The following is an 18958-nucleotide window of genomic DNA, read 5'->3' on the forward strand; positions in this document are numbered from 1 at the left end:
TGGCGCGCCTAGAGACGCTCGTGAATGTCAATTCCTGAGCGGTTTTCCTGTTTTCAGCATGTGGTCGAGCCTTGCCAGCGTACCCGGATTTTTGACCAGTTCGACGAAGGCTTCGCATTCGAGCGCCAGGACGGCCTCTTCGCTCAACGGCTGGGTAATATCGCTGTCGCCGCCGCTCAGCACTCTAGCCAGTTGGCCGAGCACTTCGAGGTCGTAATCGGTGGCCTTGCCAAGAACATGGTAGGCTTTGACGCCCATGTTCAGCATCACCCTTGCAGTTTTACCGGGCAGCGGAAACACGGACGGCTGCGGCGCGGCATAGTTTTCGGCCAATGTCAGCGCCTTTGCTTTCGCATCGGCCAACAGGCGCAGTTTGTTCATCGTGATGCCGTCGTTCTTGCCCAGAAAGAGTAATTCCTTCGCTTCGACCGCCGATTTCGATACGGTCGCCAGGCTGATGGTCTGGAAAGCCTTGACGATAGGCGGAATCGGACCGCCCGGCCTTTTCGGCAACGCCAGCCAGCGACGCAGATATTCCTTGCAGCCGCCCCAGCCCGGAATCAGACCGACGCCGACTTCGACGAGCCCCATGTAAAGCTCCGCATGAGCTTGAATCGCGTCGCAGTGCAGGAGGATTTCGCAGCCGCCGCCGAGCGCCAGGCCGCTCGGTGCGGCGACGACCGGAAACGGCGCGTACTTCAAGGTCTGATAGGTTTGCTGGCCGGTAGTGATCAACTGGGCAACGCCGGCCCAGTCGCTGTGATCGATCGCGTGCATCAGGAGACCTAGATTCGCGCCGGCCGAGAAATTTTCGCCTTCGTTGTGTATCACCAGCGCCTTGAATTCGCTTTGCACCTTGTCGACGCTGTGCCGGATCAGTTCCATGATCTCCATGTCGAGCGTGTTCATCTTGCTGTGGAATTCGAGGCAGGCCACGCCGTCGCCCGCGTCCCAGAGGCTGGACGAACGGTTTTGCAAAACCGGCGCGCCGCGCAGTTTGACGTCGGACAACAATTCGACGCCGGCGGCTCGCGTAACCGGACGATAGATGCCGTCAAAACCGGTAAAATGCAGTTTGCCGGTTTCGACGATGTAGAGCGGCTGTTTGCTGGTCAACAGCGGCGGCAGGGGCAGCTTTTCGGCCTCAAGTTTTTCGACAAACCAAGCGACGCCGATCCGGTCGAGCAATTCGAAAGGGCCGAACTTCCAGTTATAACCGTCGCGCATCGCCGCGTCGATCGCGGTGAGATCGTCGCTGATGTCGGGCGCGAGGCGGGCCGCATAAGCGAGCGTTTTCGACATGACTCGCCAGGCGAAGACGGCGGCCGGATCGGAATCGGATAACAGAGCCTGGAAGCCGGATTTTTGCGCTTCCAGCAGCGCGCCCATGTCGGGCTTTATGGAAGGCGCATAGTTCCCTGTGCCGAGATCGATCGACTCCTTGATCTTGCCGCCGCCCTGTTTATTCAGGCGATAAAAGCCGCCTTTGCCCTTGCGGCCTGTATAACCGTCTGCGATCATTTTTTGCACGACTTCAGGCAGCGCGCCGAGCCGATGAAAGGCATCGCCGGGCGGCAGCGCCTGGGCCATGCTGGTCAGAATGTGCGGAATGAGGTCGAGGCCGACCAGATCGAGCAGGCCGAAGATGCCGGTTTTCGGAATCCCGAAAGGCGTCGAGACCGCCGCGTCGGCTTGTTCGACGGTCAGGCCTAAATTGATCGCTTCGTGCAGGCCGCAGAGTGTCCAGTAAATGCCGATCCGGTTGCCGATGAAGCCGGGGGTGTCATGGCAGACGACGCAGTTTTTGCCGAGATTCCGATCGGCGAAGCGGCTGACTGCTTCGAGCAAATCGGGTCGTGTATCGGGGCTTGATACCAGTTCCAAAAGGCGCATGTAGCGCGGCGGATTGAAAAAATGGCTGATCAGAAAACGGTGACGGAAGCTTTCAGGCAGGTCCTTCACCAGCTGGCGCAAGGGCAGTGTGGAGGTATTCGAGGAGATAATGCAGTCGTTTCGGCAAACCGAATCGAGTTTTTGATACAGCGATTTTTTGATACCCGGATGCTCGATCACCGCCTCGATCACCCAATCGACTTCGGCAAGTTTCGGCAGATCGTCCTCGATGTTGCCCGGCGTGATCAGGCGCGCGTTATCCTTGTGCATGAACGGCGCGGGATCGGCTTTCAGCAGTTTTTCGATCGCGGTTTTCGCGATCGTCGAGCGGTCCGCGGCATTTTCCGGCACGATGTCGAGCAGTATGACCTTGCAGCCGGCATTCGCGATATGGGCGGCAATGCTGGCGCCCATGACGCCAGCGCCGATCACGGCGACATGTTGTATGTTCATCCGATCGCCTCCAGTATCGTCGCAATGCCTTGGCCGCCGCCGATGCATTGGGTCGCGAGTGTATAGCGTTTGCCCTCGCGCAGCAGCAAACTGGCCGCCTTGCCGGTGATCCGGGCGCCGGTCGCGCCGAGCGGATGGCCCAAGGCGATCGCGCCGCCGTCGAGATTAAGCTTGTGGATCGGTATCGGCATCGCTTTCAAAACCGCGAGCGCTTGCGCGGCAAAGGCTTCGTTCAGTTCGACGATGTCGATGTCGTCGAGATCGAGCCCCGCCCGCGTTAACGCTTTATGCGTGGCGGAAACCGGGCCGATGCCCATGATTTCTGGCGCGCAGCCCGACACCGCAATCGATTTAATCCGCGCGAGTTTTGGCAGTTTGTGCGCATCGGCATACTCTTCGCTGCAAACCAGTACCGCCGCCGCGCCGTCGGTCAACGGTGATGAGGTGCCCGCGGTGACGGTGCCGTCGGCCTGAAATGCCGGCGCCAATTGCGCTAATGAGGCGGCATTCGAATCGGGGCGCAGGCAGCCGTCCTGGTCGATAAGGCCCAGTGGTGTCGAAATCGGGATGATCTCTTCGGCAAAATGATTTTGCAGTTGCGCGTTATAAGCTTTTTGCTGGCTCAAGAGCGCGAAGGCTTCCTGTTCTTCGCGCGAAAGATGATATTGCCTGGCTAGGTTTTCGGCGGTATCGCCCATGCTGATATAAGCCTCCGGATAATTTTGGTACAAAACCGGATTCGGCATATAGTTGAAACCGCCCATCGGAATCCGCGTCATCGATTCGACCCCGGCGCAGATGAAAACCTCTCCGGCATTCAATTGAATCGCGCCGGCGGCGATATGGATCGCCTGCATCGACGAACCGCAGAAACGATTGACCGTTGTGCCGGCCACGGTGACCGGTAGTCCGGCAATCTGTCCGATCAGGCGGGCGACATTCATGCCCTGTTCGCCTTCGGGAAATGCGCAACCCAGGATCAGATCCTCAATGTCGTGGGGATCGACGCCGGTTTTGTCGATCAAACCCTTGATGACCTGGGCGGCAAGGTCGTCAGGCCTGACTTTATTCAGAAAGCCCTTGTTTGCAGGGGTAAACGGCGATCGGCAGTAGCCGGAGATAACCACGTTTTTCATAAATCTGACTCCTGTTTCATTCATGAGGTTGCCTTGTGGCCGGACGACAACAGGCACGGCGGGCAAAAAAGGGTAGGGCATGGAATGGGGTGATATGTGCCATGCGCTTACTATCCACCGGATTCCCTATTCGTATTCCGCAGGCGTTTTCTATAATAAAGTATCGCGTGTTGCTGTCCAATTATCCCTTTCCCGCAATTCGACTGATTTCTCTGGCGTTTGTTTCATGCACACAACGGCTGATGAATTCATCGTTATGATGCCAGGCGCCATCGATGTTTTCCATGATCACGCCGTGGCGGTCGGACTTCAATATCTTCAATTGTTTATCCGGAGTTTTCAGTTTATTCATCAACTCCGGGGCGCTTTTGACCGAAACGACCGGGTCCCGATCGCCCTGCATCAATAGTACCGGGAGTCTGATTTTGGGTAGGAACTCGTCCATCTGCTGTATCAACAGCCGCAGTTCGAACAAGCCTCTGACCGGTACATGCCGGTAATTGACGCGCGGATGCTCGGAAATATTTTCGATGAACGGCTTGACCCCTTCATAGGATGAAACCCAGTCCACGAACCGGTTCGTGCCGTGCAGCAGCGGCACTAGCATGAAGGAGGTATTGATAAATTTCAGCGGCACCGCAGCGGCGCTGACGCCGAGGATTTCCGGATGATTTTCGGCGGCGAGTTTCAGTGCCAACGCGCCGCCGGTCGAAAATCCGGTCACGACGATTTGCCGGCAATGTGCCTTCAGGATTTCAAAGCCTTGCCTGACCGACGCGTACCAGTCTTGCCAGCTTTGATCGCGCAATGCATAAGGCGACGAGCCGTGGCCTTTCAGCCGGACGCCCATCACGGTGTAACCCAGATGGGCCAAGTGATCGCCATAGCCTTTCATTTCCGCGGGGCTGGCGAGCAGACCGTGAATCAGTAATACGCCGATGCCGTTTTCTTCGACCGGTTGCAGAAAAAACGGCGACGGGTCTTCGGAGGCGGTTTCGTGGTCGTTGATGTCTTCGTAAACCGGTTTGGTGTAGGTGTGCAGTTCCCATTTCAGATCCATCTGTTCATCTTCAAATTGCCAGGCGGCGAGTTCTTCCGGATCGAGCCTGTCGCATGCTTTCAGTGCGTTAATCATCGTCTTGCTGACCGCGGTGATCGGCTCGGCTTCGTTGTTGTAAACCGCAATCAGATTTTCGAGCCGGATCAGATCGAAATCATGTTCTATGAGCAGTTTCGGTAAAAAGCGGTAATTATCGCGATCTTCCTTGATCAGTTCGGAGGCTTTGGCGATCTCGATGAAATGTTCGAAACGGTTATTCGTGCCGAGATTCAGATTGTTGTAATCATTAGGATTCAACAGGCTCCGATGCAGATGGATCGATGCGTTTTTTTGCAGTTTTTTGACGCCGATATAGAGCGCGGTGTAAAAGCGTTGGCGTTCAAGCGAGGTAATGCCGCTTTCGATGCAATGCATGATCAGCGTCGAGGCAAGATGGCTCAGATTGATCGTCACATTCGCGTAAATCTCTTCCATGTATTGATTGCGCGTCTCGTTCGCGCTGTTTTTCAAATACGCGCCGAGCAGCTTATGTTTCCAGTTTTTCGGCGCCATCGGCATTGCAAAAATATCGTCGAGTGAAGTCAGTTCGGCGGCGACTTTTTTTTGCAGCGCGCGTGTGCGCCAGTTCCAGGTTGTGAGCGGATTGACCGGTTCGCCCATTCGAATATCCATGTCGGTATTGCGAAAGATGATATTGCCCTCGACCAGGAGTTCCTCGGTTTGGCGCATCGACAGGCCATTCGAAAACAATTCGACGCTGGTCAATAACAGGTTTTCGGATGAACGAATCGGATAAAAGGTGATATTGGATGGAACGATCAGGGTCGGCTTGAGCGCGGAGGTCAACAGTTGATCGAGGCTGTCGAGGTCGAGTTGTTCCTTCCAGCGCACCAACTGCGCATGATTCTTGTTTTGGTAGGCGGTGCGGACCATATCCTTGAAAATTTCGAGGCCCTGCGCCAACACCGCGGCACCGGTATGGTGTTTGCGGCGTTCCCCGGTGATTCTGGAATACACGCTGTAATGGCCCTTCACGTCCATCACGCGGTGGTCCTTGACCATGCCGCCTTCCGGAAAGATGATCACCTTGCGGCCGCGCAGAATCTGCGCGGCCAACAATTGAAACAAACGCGGATGGTTGTGCGGAAACACGCCGACATTGCCCAGATAGCGGGCCAACACCGTGTCTTCCTTGAAAAATTCGCCGGAGGCGATCGCGCAGCAATAAGCCCCGGACTGTTCGAAGATCAAAAATTGCGGAATGAAGGTTTCGAAGCGCGAAAAATGATTGAACAGGAAAATGTCGCCTTTTTCGACCTGTTCATCGGCGTGCATCTTCATTTTTACGCTGAGCAATTTACGTACTTGATTGAAAATCTTGACCGACCGGTAATAGAGTCCAGTATCGATGTCGTTCCAGTTTTCGGGGTAGGACGGTTTGCTCATGGTGCGGAACCTTCTTATTCCGGTGCCGTCAGTTGCAGCATTCGCCGCGAACGGTTCACGACCGGTGCGGGGCCCGAATTATCGTTCAGATGCCCCAAATCTTTGGCTCCCTGCGTGACCGGCGGCAATTCGGCGCTCGTTGACGATTGCGGGACGTTGGCCGAATGCTCTTTATTCGGCGTATTTCCCGTAAGGTCGTCTATATCGAACTCGTTGTCTTCCTGCTCCGGCGGATTGCCGTCATAAACCAGATATTCGCGGTTTTGCTGGTAAGCATTTTTGATGAAGTCGTAACGGTCGACCGACGCTTCATCAACAATTTTTTCGGAACTCAGCAAATCGGCGCGCGTGTCTGTAACCTCAATCGCTTTCGCTCCGGTAACCGCCGCACCGACCGCGGTGCTGCCGCCAAAGGAAATATAGGTGAGCGGATTCAGCAGCGCATCGCCGAGCAGGCCGACCGCATCGCGCGGCGAACTCGGGCCCAACAGCGGCAATACCAGATAATTTCCGGAAGGTACTCCCCAAAAACCGAGTGTCTGGCCGAAGTCTTCGTTATGCTTGGGCAGATCCAGCTTGGACGCGATGTCGAATAATCCGCCGACGCCCGCGGTCGTATTGATCAGAAAACGGCCCAGGTCCATGCCGCCTTGCAGCATTTTGAGCTGCAACAAATCGTTGACCGTGACGCCGATATCGGTGATGTTGCCGAAAAAATTGCTGACGCCTTGATTGACCGGTTCCGGCACATATTTTTGATAACCCTTTGCAACCGGTTTGATCACCGCCTTATCCAGGCCGTCGTTAAAACCATGAACGCTTCGGTTCCAGCCTTCCCACTCATCCTTGGGTTGGGCCGGTTCCGATGCGCAGCCGCTCAGCAAGCAGCCAATGACCAGATTGCCGAGTAATACCGAATTCAACATGAATTTGTTTTGAAACATAAATTTATTTGTTAGCGCTTATTAACTTTGACGGGTGCATTTTAACTCAGTATAGCGTTTAAAAGGGAACGATTGAGCGGTTAATGCATTACAATGCATTCATTTTGATCGGAAAATCAACAGATGGCGTTTCTCATCGCGCTTGCAAGCGGCTATAGAATTTGTAAGTTCTTTTGATTGCGGCAAGAAGTGCCGGAATTGCCTTTGGCGGCTCTACTGTCCTGCTATGTTGTTGTCGGCAAAATTTAACCTGTCGAGTTAGTCAAAATGCTAAAATTTTTCCGACTACAGGATTATTCACCGCCGGAGCATTATGGGCCCTCATTATCTCAGCCGTTTTTTCTCACCCCGATCAATCGCCATCGTCGGCGCATCGGAACGCCCTGACAGTGTAGGACACCGGCTATTGCTGAATATGCAGGAAGCCGGGTTCAAAGGCGGCATTTATCCCGTCAATCTGAAACACGAAACTTTACTCGGTTGCAAAGTTTACCGCGACATTAATTCGATTCCTGAAGAACTCGATCTGGTCGTGATCGCGACACCAGCAGCTACCGTACCCGACATCATGCGGCAATGCGGAGACAAAGGCATCAATTGTGTGATCATCATCAGCGCCGGCTTCGGCGAGCTGGGCGCGGAAGGAAAACGCCTGCAGGATGAGATTCTGGATATTGCACATCGCTACGGCATTCGCATCATCGGCCCGAATTGCCTTGGGGTAATCCGCCCGAGCGTCCATCTGAATGCGACCTTCGGCGATGGCCCGGTCAAGGACGGCAATCTGGCGCTGCTGTCGCAATCGGGGGCGGTCTGCACCGCGATTCTGGATTGGGCGCAAGCCAACGACATCGGCTTTTCGACGGTCGTGTCGATGGGCGGCGCGGCCGACATCGATTTCGGCGAAGTGCTGGATTATCTGGCGTTGGATAGCAAAACGACCGGTATCTTGATGTATGTCGAAGGTGTCAGGGATGCGCGCCGATTTTTGAGCGGACTCAAAGTCGCGGCACGGCTGAAGCCGGTGATTCTGATCAAATCCGGCCGCCATGAGGCGGGTTGCAAGGCCGCGATGTCGCATACCGGCGCGCTGGTCGGCGGCGACGATGTGTTCGATGCGGCGATCGAGCGGGCTGGCGTGGTCAGGGTTTACAGTATCGCGGAACTGTTCTCGGCCGCGCGCATCCTGGTTAACAATTATCTGGTCAAGCAGGCGCGGTTGGCGATCATCACCAATGCCGGCGGGCCTGGCGTCATGAGCACCGACCGTGCCGGAGATGTCGGCGTAAAAATGGCCGAACTCAGTCAGCAAAGCATCGATGCCTTGAACCAGGTATTGCCGGCGCACTGGTCGCACGGCAATCCGATCGACATTCTCGGCGATGCGACCGCCGAGCGCTATCAGAAAGCGCTCGAAGCCTGTTTGCACGATCCGAATGTCGATGGCGTGCTGGTGATACTGACGCCGCAAGCGATGACTCATCCGACGCAAATCGCGCATTGCGTGATCGAGGCGGCCGAAACCTGCAGCAAGCTGGTGCTCGCCTCCTGGACCGGCGGCGCCAAGGTCAAGGAGGGCCGGGCGCTGTTTGAAAACAGCCGGGTCGCGCATTTCGACACGCCCGAAGTCGCGGTCGATGCCTTTTCGTTTCTCGCGAAATATCACGACAATCAGATTTTGCTCAAACAGATACCTTCCATTACCGAAGAACTGCGCGCTCCGGATGTGGACGGCGCGCGGCTGATTATCGAGCGCATTTTGTCCGAAGGACGGCAGGTGCTGACCACGCAGGAATCGAAATCTATTCTGGCCGCGTTTCACATCCCGGTCACGCAAACGATCAAGGTTACGGATGCGAAGGACGCGATGATCGTGGCCGAGTCGATGGGCTTCCCTGTGGTATTGAAGGTGAACATGGCCGAGTTCAGCCACAAAACCGACATCGGCGGCGTCAGGCTGAACATTCGCAGTGTGCACGAAGTGTCACGTATTTTTGCCGAAATGGAAGCGGCGATTCGACAGACGCATCCGGAAGTCAGCCAAATCGTGATGACGATCGAACCGATGGTCGGGTCGCAGAGCGGGCGCGAGTTGATGATCGGCGTGATTCGTGATCCTGTGTTTGGTCCGGCGATCAGCTTTGGTCTTGGCGGCACCCTGGTCGAAATTTTACAGGATAGGTCGGTCGCGCTGCCGCCGTTGAATGCCTATATGGCCGGTCAAATCATTGCGAAAACGAAGGCCGCGAAATATCTGGCCGCATTTCGGCAATTGCCTCCGGCCCATAGCAAAGCCCTGATTGACGTCTTGCTGAATGTTTCGGTGATGGTCAGCGAACTGCCGGAAATCCTCGAACTCGACATAAATCCGTTGATTGTCGACGAAAACGGCGTGATGGCGGTCGACGCCAGGATCAAGACGCAGCTATCGCACGAACTGATGCCGTACGCACACATGGCGATTCATCCTTATCCGCATGAATTGACCGAGCATTATCAACTGGCAAACGGCATCAACATTACGATTCGACCGATTCGTCCGGAAGATGGCGATCTGGAAAAAGATTTCGTGCACCGCCTCTCCGAACGCAGCAAATATTTTCGTTTCATGCAGGCGCTGCAGGAACTGACGCCGGAAATGATCGTGCGTTTCACACAGATCGATTATGACCGCGAAATGTCGTTTATCGCGGTCTCCGAGCAAGAAATCCCGCCGAAGGAATACGGCGTCGGCCGCTACATCATGAACCCGGACGGCCGTTCGGTCGAATTTGCCTTGGTTGTGTCCGATGACTGCCAGTGTAAGGGCATCGGCACTCGTCTGATGAAAACCTTGATGCGCACAGCGAAGTTCAAAGGCATTGCATTTATCGAAGGCGAAGTGTTGACCGTGAACAAGCCGATGCTGTCATTTGTCACTAAGCTCGGCTTTAGCATCGAAGAAATTCCCGGTGACCACGAAGTCGTGCGTGTGGTCAAGGATTTACGACAGTAGGGTTTTTGTAAGGTAGGAAGCCGTTTTTCCTTCCCTCTTCACGTGAAGGAAGGACGAAGGTGATAACGATCGGATTTATTAAATGATGCGGAGGCTTTTATTTCACCCCATCATTTGCGGGTTGGTTTTACTTCAAAACGACGGAATCTGACGATTTACGTGATCGACGTGTCAGCCGGCGACAAAATCCCGCGCAAGGGCGGTCCCGGCATCACCCGCTCGGACTTGCTGGTGATCAACAAAACCGACCTGGCGCCCCATGTCGGCGCGTCACTGGAGGTGATGGATCTCGACGCGAAGAAAATGCGTGGCGAACGGCCCTTCGTGTTTACCAATCTGAAAAAAAGCGAAGGATTGAAGGACGTCGAGGATTTCATTATCACGGCCGGAATGCTGTAGCCCGGGAACGCCGAGCCGGGGCTCGGCGTTCCCAGTCGTCCGTACGAGGAAGACGGCTCCGGCTTCAGCCGAGCGCTTTCAAGCCCAAGACGTCCTGCATGTCATATAGGCCGCTCGGTTTGTCCTTCAGCCATAATGCCGCGCGCACCGCGCCGTTCGCAAAGGTCATCCGGCTGGTCGCCTTGTGCGTGATTTCGACGCGTTCGCCATCGTCCGCAAACATCACGGTATGATCGCCGACGATGTCGCCCGCGCGAATCGTCGAAAAACCGATCGTTTTGCGGTCGCGCGCGCCGGTGTGGCCTTCGCGGCCGTAGATCGCGCAGTCTTTCAGGTCGCGGTCCAGCGTCGCAGCGATCACTTCGCCCATTCTGAGCGCCGTGCCGGACGGCGCATCGACCTTGTGGCGATGATGTGCTTCGATGATTTCGATGTCGCAGCCGTCGCCCATCACCCTGGCGGTCATTTCGAGCAGTTTCAACGACAGGTTCACGCCGACGCTCATATTCGGCGACAATACGATCGCGATATTCCGGGCGGCTTGCTCGATTGTCCGTTTTTGTTCCGGCGTGTAGCCGGTCGTGCCAATCACGACCTTTTTACCGGCAGCACGGCATTGTTCTATCAGCGTCATCGAGGTCTCGGGACGGGTAAAATCGATCAGCAAATCAAAATGATCGAGCACCGCTGACAGATCGTCGACCACATGCACGCCGATAGGCCCCATCCCGGCCAATTCGCCCGCATCCTTGCCAACCGCAAGACTGCCGATGCGCGACACCGCGGCGGTAAACTCCGCATGGGCCGCCGCATCGGCCGCCCTGACCAAACAAGAACCCATGCGGCCGGAGACGCCCGCTACTGCAATTCGAAGCATTGTGCTCATCCTGTCAATTTATCGAAAAAACTTTTCACGCCGTCGATGAACGAATGCTCCTGCGGACTGTGATGCTTGCCGCCGCCCATCAGCGATTCATTCAGTTGCGCGATCAAATCTTTTTGTTCCTTGGTCAGGTGCACCGGCGTTTCAACCTGCACCCGGCACAATAAATCGCCGACAGGGCCGCCGCGAACCGGTTTCACGCCCTTGCCGCGCAAACGGAACAATTTTCCGGTTTGAGTTTCTGGTGGGATTTTCAGACTGACCTTACCGTCCAGGGTCGGCACCTCCAGATCGCCGCCGATGCAGGCAGTGGGGAAGCTGATCGGCACTTCGCAATACAAATTGGCTCCGTCACGCGTAAAGATCGGATGATCCTTGACTTGAATCTGCACATACAGATCGCCCGGCGGTCCACCCAACTCGCCGGCTTCGCCTTCGCCCGAGAGACGAATACGGTCGCCGGTATCAACGCCGGCCGGAATCTTGGCAGACAACGTTTTGGTATCCTGAACGCGGCCTTGTCCGTAACATTTGCCGCACGGGTCCTTGATTTGCTTGCCGGTGCCGCGGCAGGTTGGGCAGGTTTGCTGCACCGCAAAGAAGCCTTGTTGCATTCGGACCTGGCCGTGACCGTGACAGGTCGAACAGATCACCGGCGAGGTGCCTTTCTTCGCGCCGCTGCCGGAACATTCGCCGCAGGTCGTCAATACCTGTACTCGAATCTTCGCTTCGGTGCCAGCCACCGCCTCTTCGAGCGTCAGCTCCAGATTGTAGCGCAGGTCGGAACCGCGCTGCGCGCCGCCGCGCTGGCGGCCGCCGCCGAAAATATCGCCGAACATGTCGCCGAAGACGTCGCTGAAACTGTCAGCGCCGAAGCCGCCGTAACGGCCGCCGCCCATTGATGAATCGACGCCGGCATGACCGAACTGATCATAAGCGGCGCGTTTTTTCGCATCGGACAAGACTTCGTACGCTTCCTTGATCTGCTTGAATTTGGCTTCCGCCTGCTCGGGATTATCCTTGTTACGGTCAGGATGAAACTTCATCGCCATCTTGCGATAACTTTTTTTGATTTCTTCATCGCTGGCGTTTTTATCCACACCGAGAAGCTTGTAATAATCTTCTTTTGCCATGTGTTGTTATTGAGTGGCTTTAAACAAAATTGCAGGAGCAGGCAAATGCCTGTTCCTGCAAGTAAAATGTAGGGTGGGTAAACAGTTATCGGCAATTATTCCTGCATTGCTCTATCTCCTGCGTCCATGCAGTCGTCGGCAATTGCTCCTGCATTGCTCTACCTCCTGCGCCCATGCAGTCGTCGTTTGCCCACCGTTTGCAGATGAAATCGGTGGGCAGAAAAGCATTGCCCACCCTACAAAGCTTTAGCCTTTCTTGTCGTCCTTGACTTCTTCAAACTCCGCATCGACCACGCCGTCATCGGAATGACCCGAAGCGGAATGCCCGCCCGCATGCTCGCCGCCTTCGGATGCCGATTTTTGCGCATAGACGCGCTCCGCCATCTTGCCCGACAGTTCGGTCAGATGATTCGTTTTGCTTTCGATCTCGGACTTGCTGTCGCCTTTGCAAGCCTGTTTCAGTTCTTCGATCGCCTTTTCAATCGCGGCTTTTTCGTCGCTGCCGACCTGGTCGCCCAGTTCCTTGATCGATTTCTCGGTTGCATGGATCAGACCGTCCGCATGGTTGCGCGCGCTGACCAGTTCGGTCAGTTTGCGGTCTTCCTCGGCATGCGCCTCGGCGTCCTTGATCATGCGGTCGACTTCGGTGTCTGACAGACCGCTGGAAGCCTTGATCACGATCGATTGCTTCTTGCCGGTTGCTTTGTCTTTTGCCGACACGTTCAAGATACCGTTCGCATCGATGTCGAAAGACACTTCGATTTGCGGAATACCGCGCGGCGCTGGAGGAATATCGCTCAGGTCGAAACGGCCCAGCGATTTGTTCGCGGACGCCACTTCCCGCTCGCCCTGCAAGACATGCACGGTCACCGCGGTTTGATTGTCGTCGGCGGTCGAGAACACCTGCGACGCATTGGTCGGAATCGTGGTGTTTTTCTCGATCAGCTTAGTCATTACCCCGCCCAAGGTTTCGATACCCAGAGACAAAGGAATCACGTCGAGCAATAGCACGTCCTTGACTTCGCCGCCGAGTACGCCAGCCTGGATCGCTGCCCCCAAGGCCACCGCTTCGTCAGGGTTCACGTCCTTGCGCGGTTCCTTACCGAAAATGGATTTGACCATGTCCTGAACTTTCGGCATCCGGGTTTGGCCGCCAACCAGGATTACATCATTGATTTCGGAGGCTTTCAAACCGGCGTCTTTCAGCGCGACTTCGCAAGGGCCTTTGGTACGATTGATCAATTCCTCGACCAGAGACTCCAGTTTCGCGCGGGTCAGTTTCACGTTCAAGTGTTTCGGACCGCTCGCATCGGCCGTAATGTACGGCAGGTTCACGTCGGTTTGCTGGGCTGAAGACAGCTCGATCTTGGCTTTTTCGGCCGCTTCTTTCAGACGTTGCAGCGCTAGCGGATCATTGTGCACATCGACGCCGCTTTCTTTCTTGAATTCGGACGCCAGATATTCGATGATGCGCGCGTCGAAGTCTTCACCGCCGAGGAAGGTGTCGCCGTTGGTCGACAACACTTCGAACTGGTGCTCGCCTTCGATTTCGGCGATTTCGATGATCGAGATATCGAAGGTACCGCCGCCGAGGTCATAGACCGCGATCTTGGTGTCGCCTTTCGGCTTGTCCATGCCGAAAGCCAGCGCCGATGCGGTCGGCTCGTTGATGATCCGCTTGACTTCGAGGCCCGCGATACGGCCGGCGTCCTTGGTCGCCTGACGTTGTGAGTCGTTGAAATATGCCGGCACGGTGATCACCGCTTCTTTGACTTCTTCGCCCAAATAGGCTTCGGCGTCTTTTTTCAGCTTCATCAACACGCGGGCGGAGATTTCCGGCGCCGCCATTTTCTTGCCGTGCACTTCGACCCAGGCGTCGCCGTTTTCGGCTTCGGCGATCTTATACGGCACCATCTTGATGTCTTTTTGTACGACATCGTCCTTGAAGCGGCGTCCGATCAGACGTTTGATCGCGAACAGGGTGTTCTTCGGATTGGTGACCGCTTGCCGTTTGGCCGATTGGCCGACCAGTACTTCGTCGTCACTGGTGAAAGCGATGATCGACGGCGTGGTGCGCGCGCCTTCGCTGTTTTCTATCACTTTCGCGACGCCGTTTTCGAGGACCGCGACGCAAGAGTTGGTCGTGCCTAAATCTATGCCGATAATTTTAGCCATTGAATGCTCCAGACTTGAATTTGTTTATTAGGGTTGAATTTGTTTTTGTATATGGGGGCTGTTTGTGCGAGTTCAAGCCTGTTCGTCGATAATCGGGGGCATTGTTTCCGGTTTTTGCGGCGCTTTCGCGACCACCACCATTGCCGGCCGCAGCAGGCGTCCGTTCAAGCTATAGCCTTTTTGGAAGACATTGACGACCGAATTCGGCGCGGCGCCTTCGATTTCCTGCACCATCATCGCCTGATGCTGTTCGGCGTTGAAAGGCTGGCCGAGCGGGTCGATCGCTTCGATGTGGAATTTGTCGAATGCCGCTTCGAATTGCTTCAAGGTCAGTTCGCTGCCTTCGCGGAATTTTTGTACTTCCGGGCTGTCTCCGGTCGCGGCCTGAAGGCCGAGAACGAGGCTATCCAGCACCGGCAACAAGGCTTTCGCGAAGTTCTCCAGCGCAAATTTGTGCGCGCTTTCGAGATCCCGCTGCGTTCTTTTACGCAGATTATCCATTTCGGCGACCGTTCTGACCGCCTTGTCCCAGTTTTCCTGCGCTTTCTGTTCGGCCTCGGCCAGTTTGGCCTGCAATTCTTCTACTGTCGGTTCCTGTTCAGCCAATTCGGTTGCCGGCGCTTCGGTTTCTTGTACCGGTTCAACGGGTGCCTGAATTTCGGCGTTTACCTGGGCTTTGGTGTTTTCCTGATCGTTGCTCATTCAAAATTTTCCTGCAAAAAGTTAGTCATGCGCATGAGAGCGCGCCCAAAATCGTCTGAACGTTATGATGGGGATGCGGATTTCGGATTCAAGGCGGCACTCAATAATTTTGCGGTCACATCGACATACGGAATGATTTTTTCATAAGCCATCCGCGTCGGGCCGATCACGCCAAGCACGCCGACCACTTCGTCGCTGACCGAATAGGACGAGGTGACCAGGCTGCAATGATCGAACGCCTGATAGCCGGACTCCTCGCCGATAAAAATCTGCACGCCGTCGGCCTTCATGCATTGATCGAGCAGATGGATCACGCTCTGTTTCTGGCTAAACGCTTCAAACAGGGTACGGAGCCGATCGCGGTCGGACAATTCGGAAAAACCCATCAGATTGGTTTCGCCGCTCAGTACGAAATCTTCCTTGTTATCGTCAGGCTCGAATGCCAACTGCGCCATCTTGATCGCATCGAGCATCAATTGATTCATTTCTTCGCGGTCATCCTGCAACTCTTGCAGCACCGCGTCGCGCACCGCCGCCAGGCTGCGCCCCGAATAGATCGAATTCAGATAATTAGCCGCCTGTTGCAATTCGGCAGGGCTGAACAAGCGCGAGGTATGAATGATCTTGTTATGTACTTCTTGCTCATTGGTCACGAAGATGACCAGTACGCGCGAATGCGATAACGGCAAAAACTCGACATGGCGCAGACACAACAATTCGCGCTTTGGCAAGGTCACGACGCCTGCCATCTGGGTCAACTCGGAAAGCAAGCGCGAAGCCACGCCGAGCGCCTTGCTCTGATTGTCGATCGCAGACAAGCTTTCCTGCAGCCGGCTCATCTCGCGAAGTTCGAGCGGCTTGACGGTCAATAGACTATCGACAAACAACCGGTAGCCGCTGACTGTGGGCACTCTGCCCGCAGACGTATGCGGTGAATGAATCAACCCCAAGTCCTCAAGATCGGACATTACGTTGCGAATCGTGGCGGGGCTCAATTTTAAATCGGAGTCTTTCGACAACGCGCGCGACCCGACCGGTTGCCCGTCACTGATATAACGTTCGATCAACGTCTTCAATAATTGCAACGAGCGTTCATTTAATGGATGCGGATGAGTCACACTAACCTCTAACAGAAATCGTTTTTTAGCACTCTGTCGGCGCGAGTGCCAACGGATCAAGTTAGCAGCACGGCCGTTTGTTGTCAACAAAGCTATTCGAAACAATTTGATAAAAGCACATCCCTTGCCTTTAAACCACCGGCTTTAGCCGGTGAGCTTTAGCTGCGAAAATAGAGCACATGGAGGTATGCGATGGATTATAGATACGGGAGCCATACGGTTTTCCAAATTGAATATCACTTTGTCTGGGTTACAAAATATCGCTATCAGGTTCTGAAGGGCGAGGTTGCGGAACGCGTGAGAGATCGTTCGTCAAGCGTGCGCAGCCTTTGATATTCGGATTATCCGAGGCGTGGAGAACAAAGACCAAGTGCATATTTTGGTGAGTGCGCCGCCGAATTTGGTGCCAAGCGAGATTATGAGGCGGATAAAAAGATGGAACCCGATTAAGACGCGTAGTTTAGCCGACGCGTATCCGGACTTTCAGTTAGTAAATCAACCCCGGCCTAAGCCGGGGGTTGATTAGTGGACCACTTTTAGGAGGCTAAATAAAGGGCGGTAACTGCCCGAATAATCAAGGCAGCCGATTTGATTTGCGGTATTATGTCGAAACGCACATGCCAATATCTATCGAACTGCTGATTGCCCATCCAGGCTGCAAGTGAATTTCGGTAGAATATGGCATTGCCGGTGCATGGCTAGGCGCCGTGTCCGCCCTCCGGGTACTCTTTTTATCAATGGGCTAATTGATCTTATGTACTTCAAAACAAAAGCAATGAAAAAATCCTCTGCCGTTATCGCATTGATGATATTCGTTACCGGCTGCATGTTTCAAAAGCCGGACTATTTGAAAATGATCACCGCGACCGAATTAAGCCGAATCATGCAAAATGAGGATATATTCCTGGTTGACGTGCACACGCCCCAGCAGCGCCATATCAAGGGCACCGATCTGTTTATCCCTTACAACGAAGTCGCGAAATACCGGGACAAACTGCCCAAGGATAAAAATACGGCGATTTATCTCTATTGCGAAGGCGGACCAATGGGCAATGCGGCGGCAAAGTCTCTTTATGAGTTGGGCTACCGTAACTTGATTAATCTGGAAGGTGGCGCCAAGGCCTGGAAAAAAGCGGGGCTTGAGTTTGAATGAGGCCCATGGGATGGGCTGTTTCGCCAACACGATAAAGAGGGGTTGATTAAGTGCGGTTGGCGTAAACCCTATTGCAACGACTGTTGGCTTTGAACAATGGCACAATATGCTATCGTAATAGATGGCCTAAAAATGTATAACTGTGTGAGCATACGCGCTTCGTGCCCATGCAGAACTTACTCTTCTACGATTTCAACTCTGAAGAAACATTGAAAAAAATCAAAATCGCAGCGTGGAGACAAAAGATTGGCCATGGATAGTTTTGTGCCTGGGATGGCGATATCCTGGTCCTTTTTTATCGTCCAGGTAGGCACGTGCTTTTCTATTGCCGGGGTTGGCGGGGGCAGCTCTCAAATTTCAACATGATTAACGATGACTATCGTACTAACAAAGTAGAATCAAGAACGTCATTCGTAAAGACAATCGCTTAAATCAGGCAGCTTTCTCCAGTCAACTTCGCCCTGATTTTCGACTTCCAGCCCGTAAGCCGTTCCCGTTTCCAGTTGGTGTTGATGAAATGCGCTGAATGCCTTGTCAAAATCCGCATTCAAAAAACTGCTGGTTATTTGCGCAGTGACGCAATAAAGCTCCGAATAATCTTTGCAGCGTCCTGACGAGCAGGCATTGATTCGTTCGCTAATCAGCCGCATTAAAGACAACACCGTGCCGTCATGCCGCCAGAATACCGGCTGCTTGTCCACCTCGGACTCGCAGCCTTGCTCCGCGATTGCGTTCAAGGCAAGATAAACCAACGCGGTCAGCCGCGTCAGAATCTTGGCCATGTCTCCCTGTTTGATCGCCAGGAGAGCCTGCTTGCCAGCGTCCATCAGCCATGCCTGCCGCAGGACGATATGCATGTCGGAGACATGACCGCTTGCTGCCGGATAATCAAGTTTTTCCCGGAATTCTCTGACCAATTGCAAATGTTTATTCATGGCCCCCTTCTTAAGATGGAAACTTTTTGCTTTCGCAAACCGCTCAAATGAGGTTTACCAACGAGAAAACTCAACTTCATATTAACCACCGTTTTATGACTTAGCGCGGCAGCAGTTGGTTCATTTTAAGGCGACTGGGATACTTGATTTTCGAAAACTTGATCTTCGGTCAGGTAAAAATGATTCAGAATGCCGATCGCACGGATATGTTGATTGCCGATCGGCGTATCGTAGGTGCTGAAAATAATATAATCCTTCCTCTCCGTTTGCTGGACCATCAGCCTGGACGCAAATCCGCCCAGTACAGAGCCGATCATGCCTTGGAGCGGATCTTTGGCTTTCTGGGTTTTTTCTAGAATGCGTTGATTGATGAAGCGGTCGTAGCTGTCCATTTTCGGATTGGTGTAAGCCAGAAATCCGAGGAAAGCGATCAGGATCAGGGTAGAGGCCAGCAATTTCATGATACTCTTGCAAAAAGATAGAGCGGCAAACCGATTTGTTGTGTGCCGCCCTATCGGTATTGAAGGGTCAAT

The 18958-nt window shown here is 54.3% G+C and carries 13 protein-coding genes and 2 pseudogenes; 4 read left to right on the forward strand and 11 right to left on the reverse strand.

Annotation, left to right across the window (positions count from 1 at the left end; all coding sequences use genetic code 11):
• Positions 1-27 precede the first annotated feature (27 nt).
• From U2W12_RS17145 to U2W12_RS17160, 4 genes are all read right to left on the reverse strand, one after another.
• Positions 28-2346: a 3-hydroxyacyl-CoA dehydrogenase NAD-binding domain-containing protein gene (locus U2W12_RS17145; RefSeq protein ID WP_326501913.1), complete on the reverse strand. Its 2319-nt coding sequence runs from the start codon at positions 2344-2346 to the stop codon at positions 28-30.
• On the reverse strand, positions 2343-3482 hold the full coding sequence (locus tag U2W12_RS17150) for a thiolase family protein (RefSeq protein ID WP_326501914.1): 1140 nt from the start codon (positions 3480-3482) through the stop codon (positions 2343-2345). The genes U2W12_RS17145 and U2W12_RS17150 overlap by 4 nt, the downstream gene beginning before the upstream one ends.
• 181 nt (positions 3483-3663) lie before the next feature.
• Positions 3664-5988: an alpha/beta fold hydrolase gene (locus tag U2W12_RS17155; protein WP_326501915.1), complete on the reverse strand. Its 2325-nt coding sequence runs from the start codon at positions 5986-5988 to the stop codon at positions 3664-3666.
• A gap of 14 nt (positions 5989-6002) precedes the next feature.
• Entirely contained in the window at positions 6003-6932 is a 930-nt protein-coding gene (locus tag U2W12_RS17160; RefSeq protein ID WP_326501916.1) for a VacJ family lipoprotein, read from the reverse strand.
• Positions 6933-7245: 313 nt separating this feature from the next.
• Between U2W12_RS17160 and U2W12_RS17165 the strand changes: the two genes are divergently transcribed.
• Positions 7246-9927, forward strand: a complete 2682-nt coding sequence (locus U2W12_RS17165; RefSeq protein WP_326501917.1) for a bifunctional acetate--CoA ligase family protein/GNAT family N-acetyltransferase — start codon at positions 7246-7248, stop codon at positions 9925-9927.
• A gap of 144 nt (positions 9928-10071) precedes the next feature.
• Positions 10072-10326 (forward strand): annotated as a pseudogene (locus tag U2W12_RS17170) (GTP-binding protein); the annotation flags it as partial.
• A gap of 64 nt (positions 10327-10390) precedes the next feature.
• Here the strand turns inward: U2W12_RS17170 and dapB are convergent.
• From dapB to hrcA, 5 genes are all read right to left on the reverse strand, one after another.
• Positions 10391-11212 (reverse strand): 4-hydroxy-tetrahydrodipicolinate reductase, encoded by an 822-nt coding sequence (gene dapB, locus U2W12_RS17175; protein WP_348529892.1) that lies wholly within the window; start codon positions 11210-11212, stop codon positions 10391-10393.
• Positions 11209-12342, reverse strand: a complete 1134-nt coding sequence (gene dnaJ / locus U2W12_RS17180) for a molecular chaperone DnaJ (RefSeq protein ID WP_326501920.1) — start codon at positions 12340-12342, stop codon at positions 11209-11211. The genes dapB and dnaJ overlap by 4 nt, the downstream gene beginning before the upstream one ends.
• A gap of 246 nt (positions 12343-12588) precedes the next feature.
• Positions 12589-14529: a molecular chaperone DnaK gene (gene dnaK, locus U2W12_RS17185; RefSeq protein ID WP_326502051.1), complete on the reverse strand. Its 1941-nt coding sequence runs from the start codon at positions 14527-14529 to the stop codon at positions 12589-12591.
• A gap of 60 nt (positions 14530-14589) precedes the next feature.
• Positions 14590-15219 carry a nucleotide exchange factor GrpE gene (gene grpE / locus U2W12_RS17190; RefSeq protein ID WP_326501921.1) on the reverse strand — a complete coding sequence of 210 codons (630 nt, stop codon included), beginning with the start codon at positions 15217-15219 and terminating at the stop codon, positions 14590-14592.
• 62 nt (positions 15220-15281) lie between these two features.
• Entirely contained in the window at positions 15282-16337 is a 1056-nt protein-coding gene (gene hrcA / locus U2W12_RS17195; protein WP_326501922.1) for a heat-inducible transcriptional repressor HrcA, read from the reverse strand.
• A gap of 192 nt (positions 16338-16529) precedes the next feature.
• Between hrcA and tnpA the strand changes: the two are divergent.
• A pseudogene (tnpA, locus tag U2W12_RS17200) lies at positions 16530-16770 on the forward strand (IS200/IS605 family transposase); the annotation flags it as partial.
• A 342-nt stretch (positions 16771-17112) separates the two neighbouring features.
• Positions 17113-17490: a rhodanese-like domain-containing protein gene (locus U2W12_RS17205; RefSeq protein ID WP_326501923.1), complete on the forward strand. Its 378-nt coding sequence runs from the start codon at positions 17113-17115 to the stop codon at positions 17488-17490.
• Between the two features lie 407 nt (positions 17491-17897).
• On the opposite strand, the gene U2W12_RS17210 is transcribed toward U2W12_RS17205, so the two are convergent.
• Together U2W12_RS17210 and U2W12_RS17215 are read right to left on the reverse strand one after the other, a co-directional pair.
• Positions 17898-18425, reverse strand: a complete 528-nt coding sequence (locus tag U2W12_RS17210; protein ID WP_326501924.1) for a nucleoside triphosphate pyrophosphohydrolase family protein — start codon at positions 18423-18425, stop codon at positions 17898-17900.
• A 125-nt stretch (positions 18426-18550) separates the two neighbouring features.
• A complete protein-coding gene (locus U2W12_RS17215; protein WP_326501925.1) occupies positions 18551-18886 on the reverse strand; it encodes a DUF4359 domain-containing protein in 336 nt (111 codons plus the stop codon).
• Positions 18887-18958 lie beyond the last annotated feature (72 nt).

It is taken from the genome of Methylomicrobium sp. Wu6 (assembly GCF_035916875.1).
Lineage (GTDB): Bacteria > Pseudomonadota > Gammaproteobacteria > Methylococcales > Methylomonadaceae > Methylomicrobium.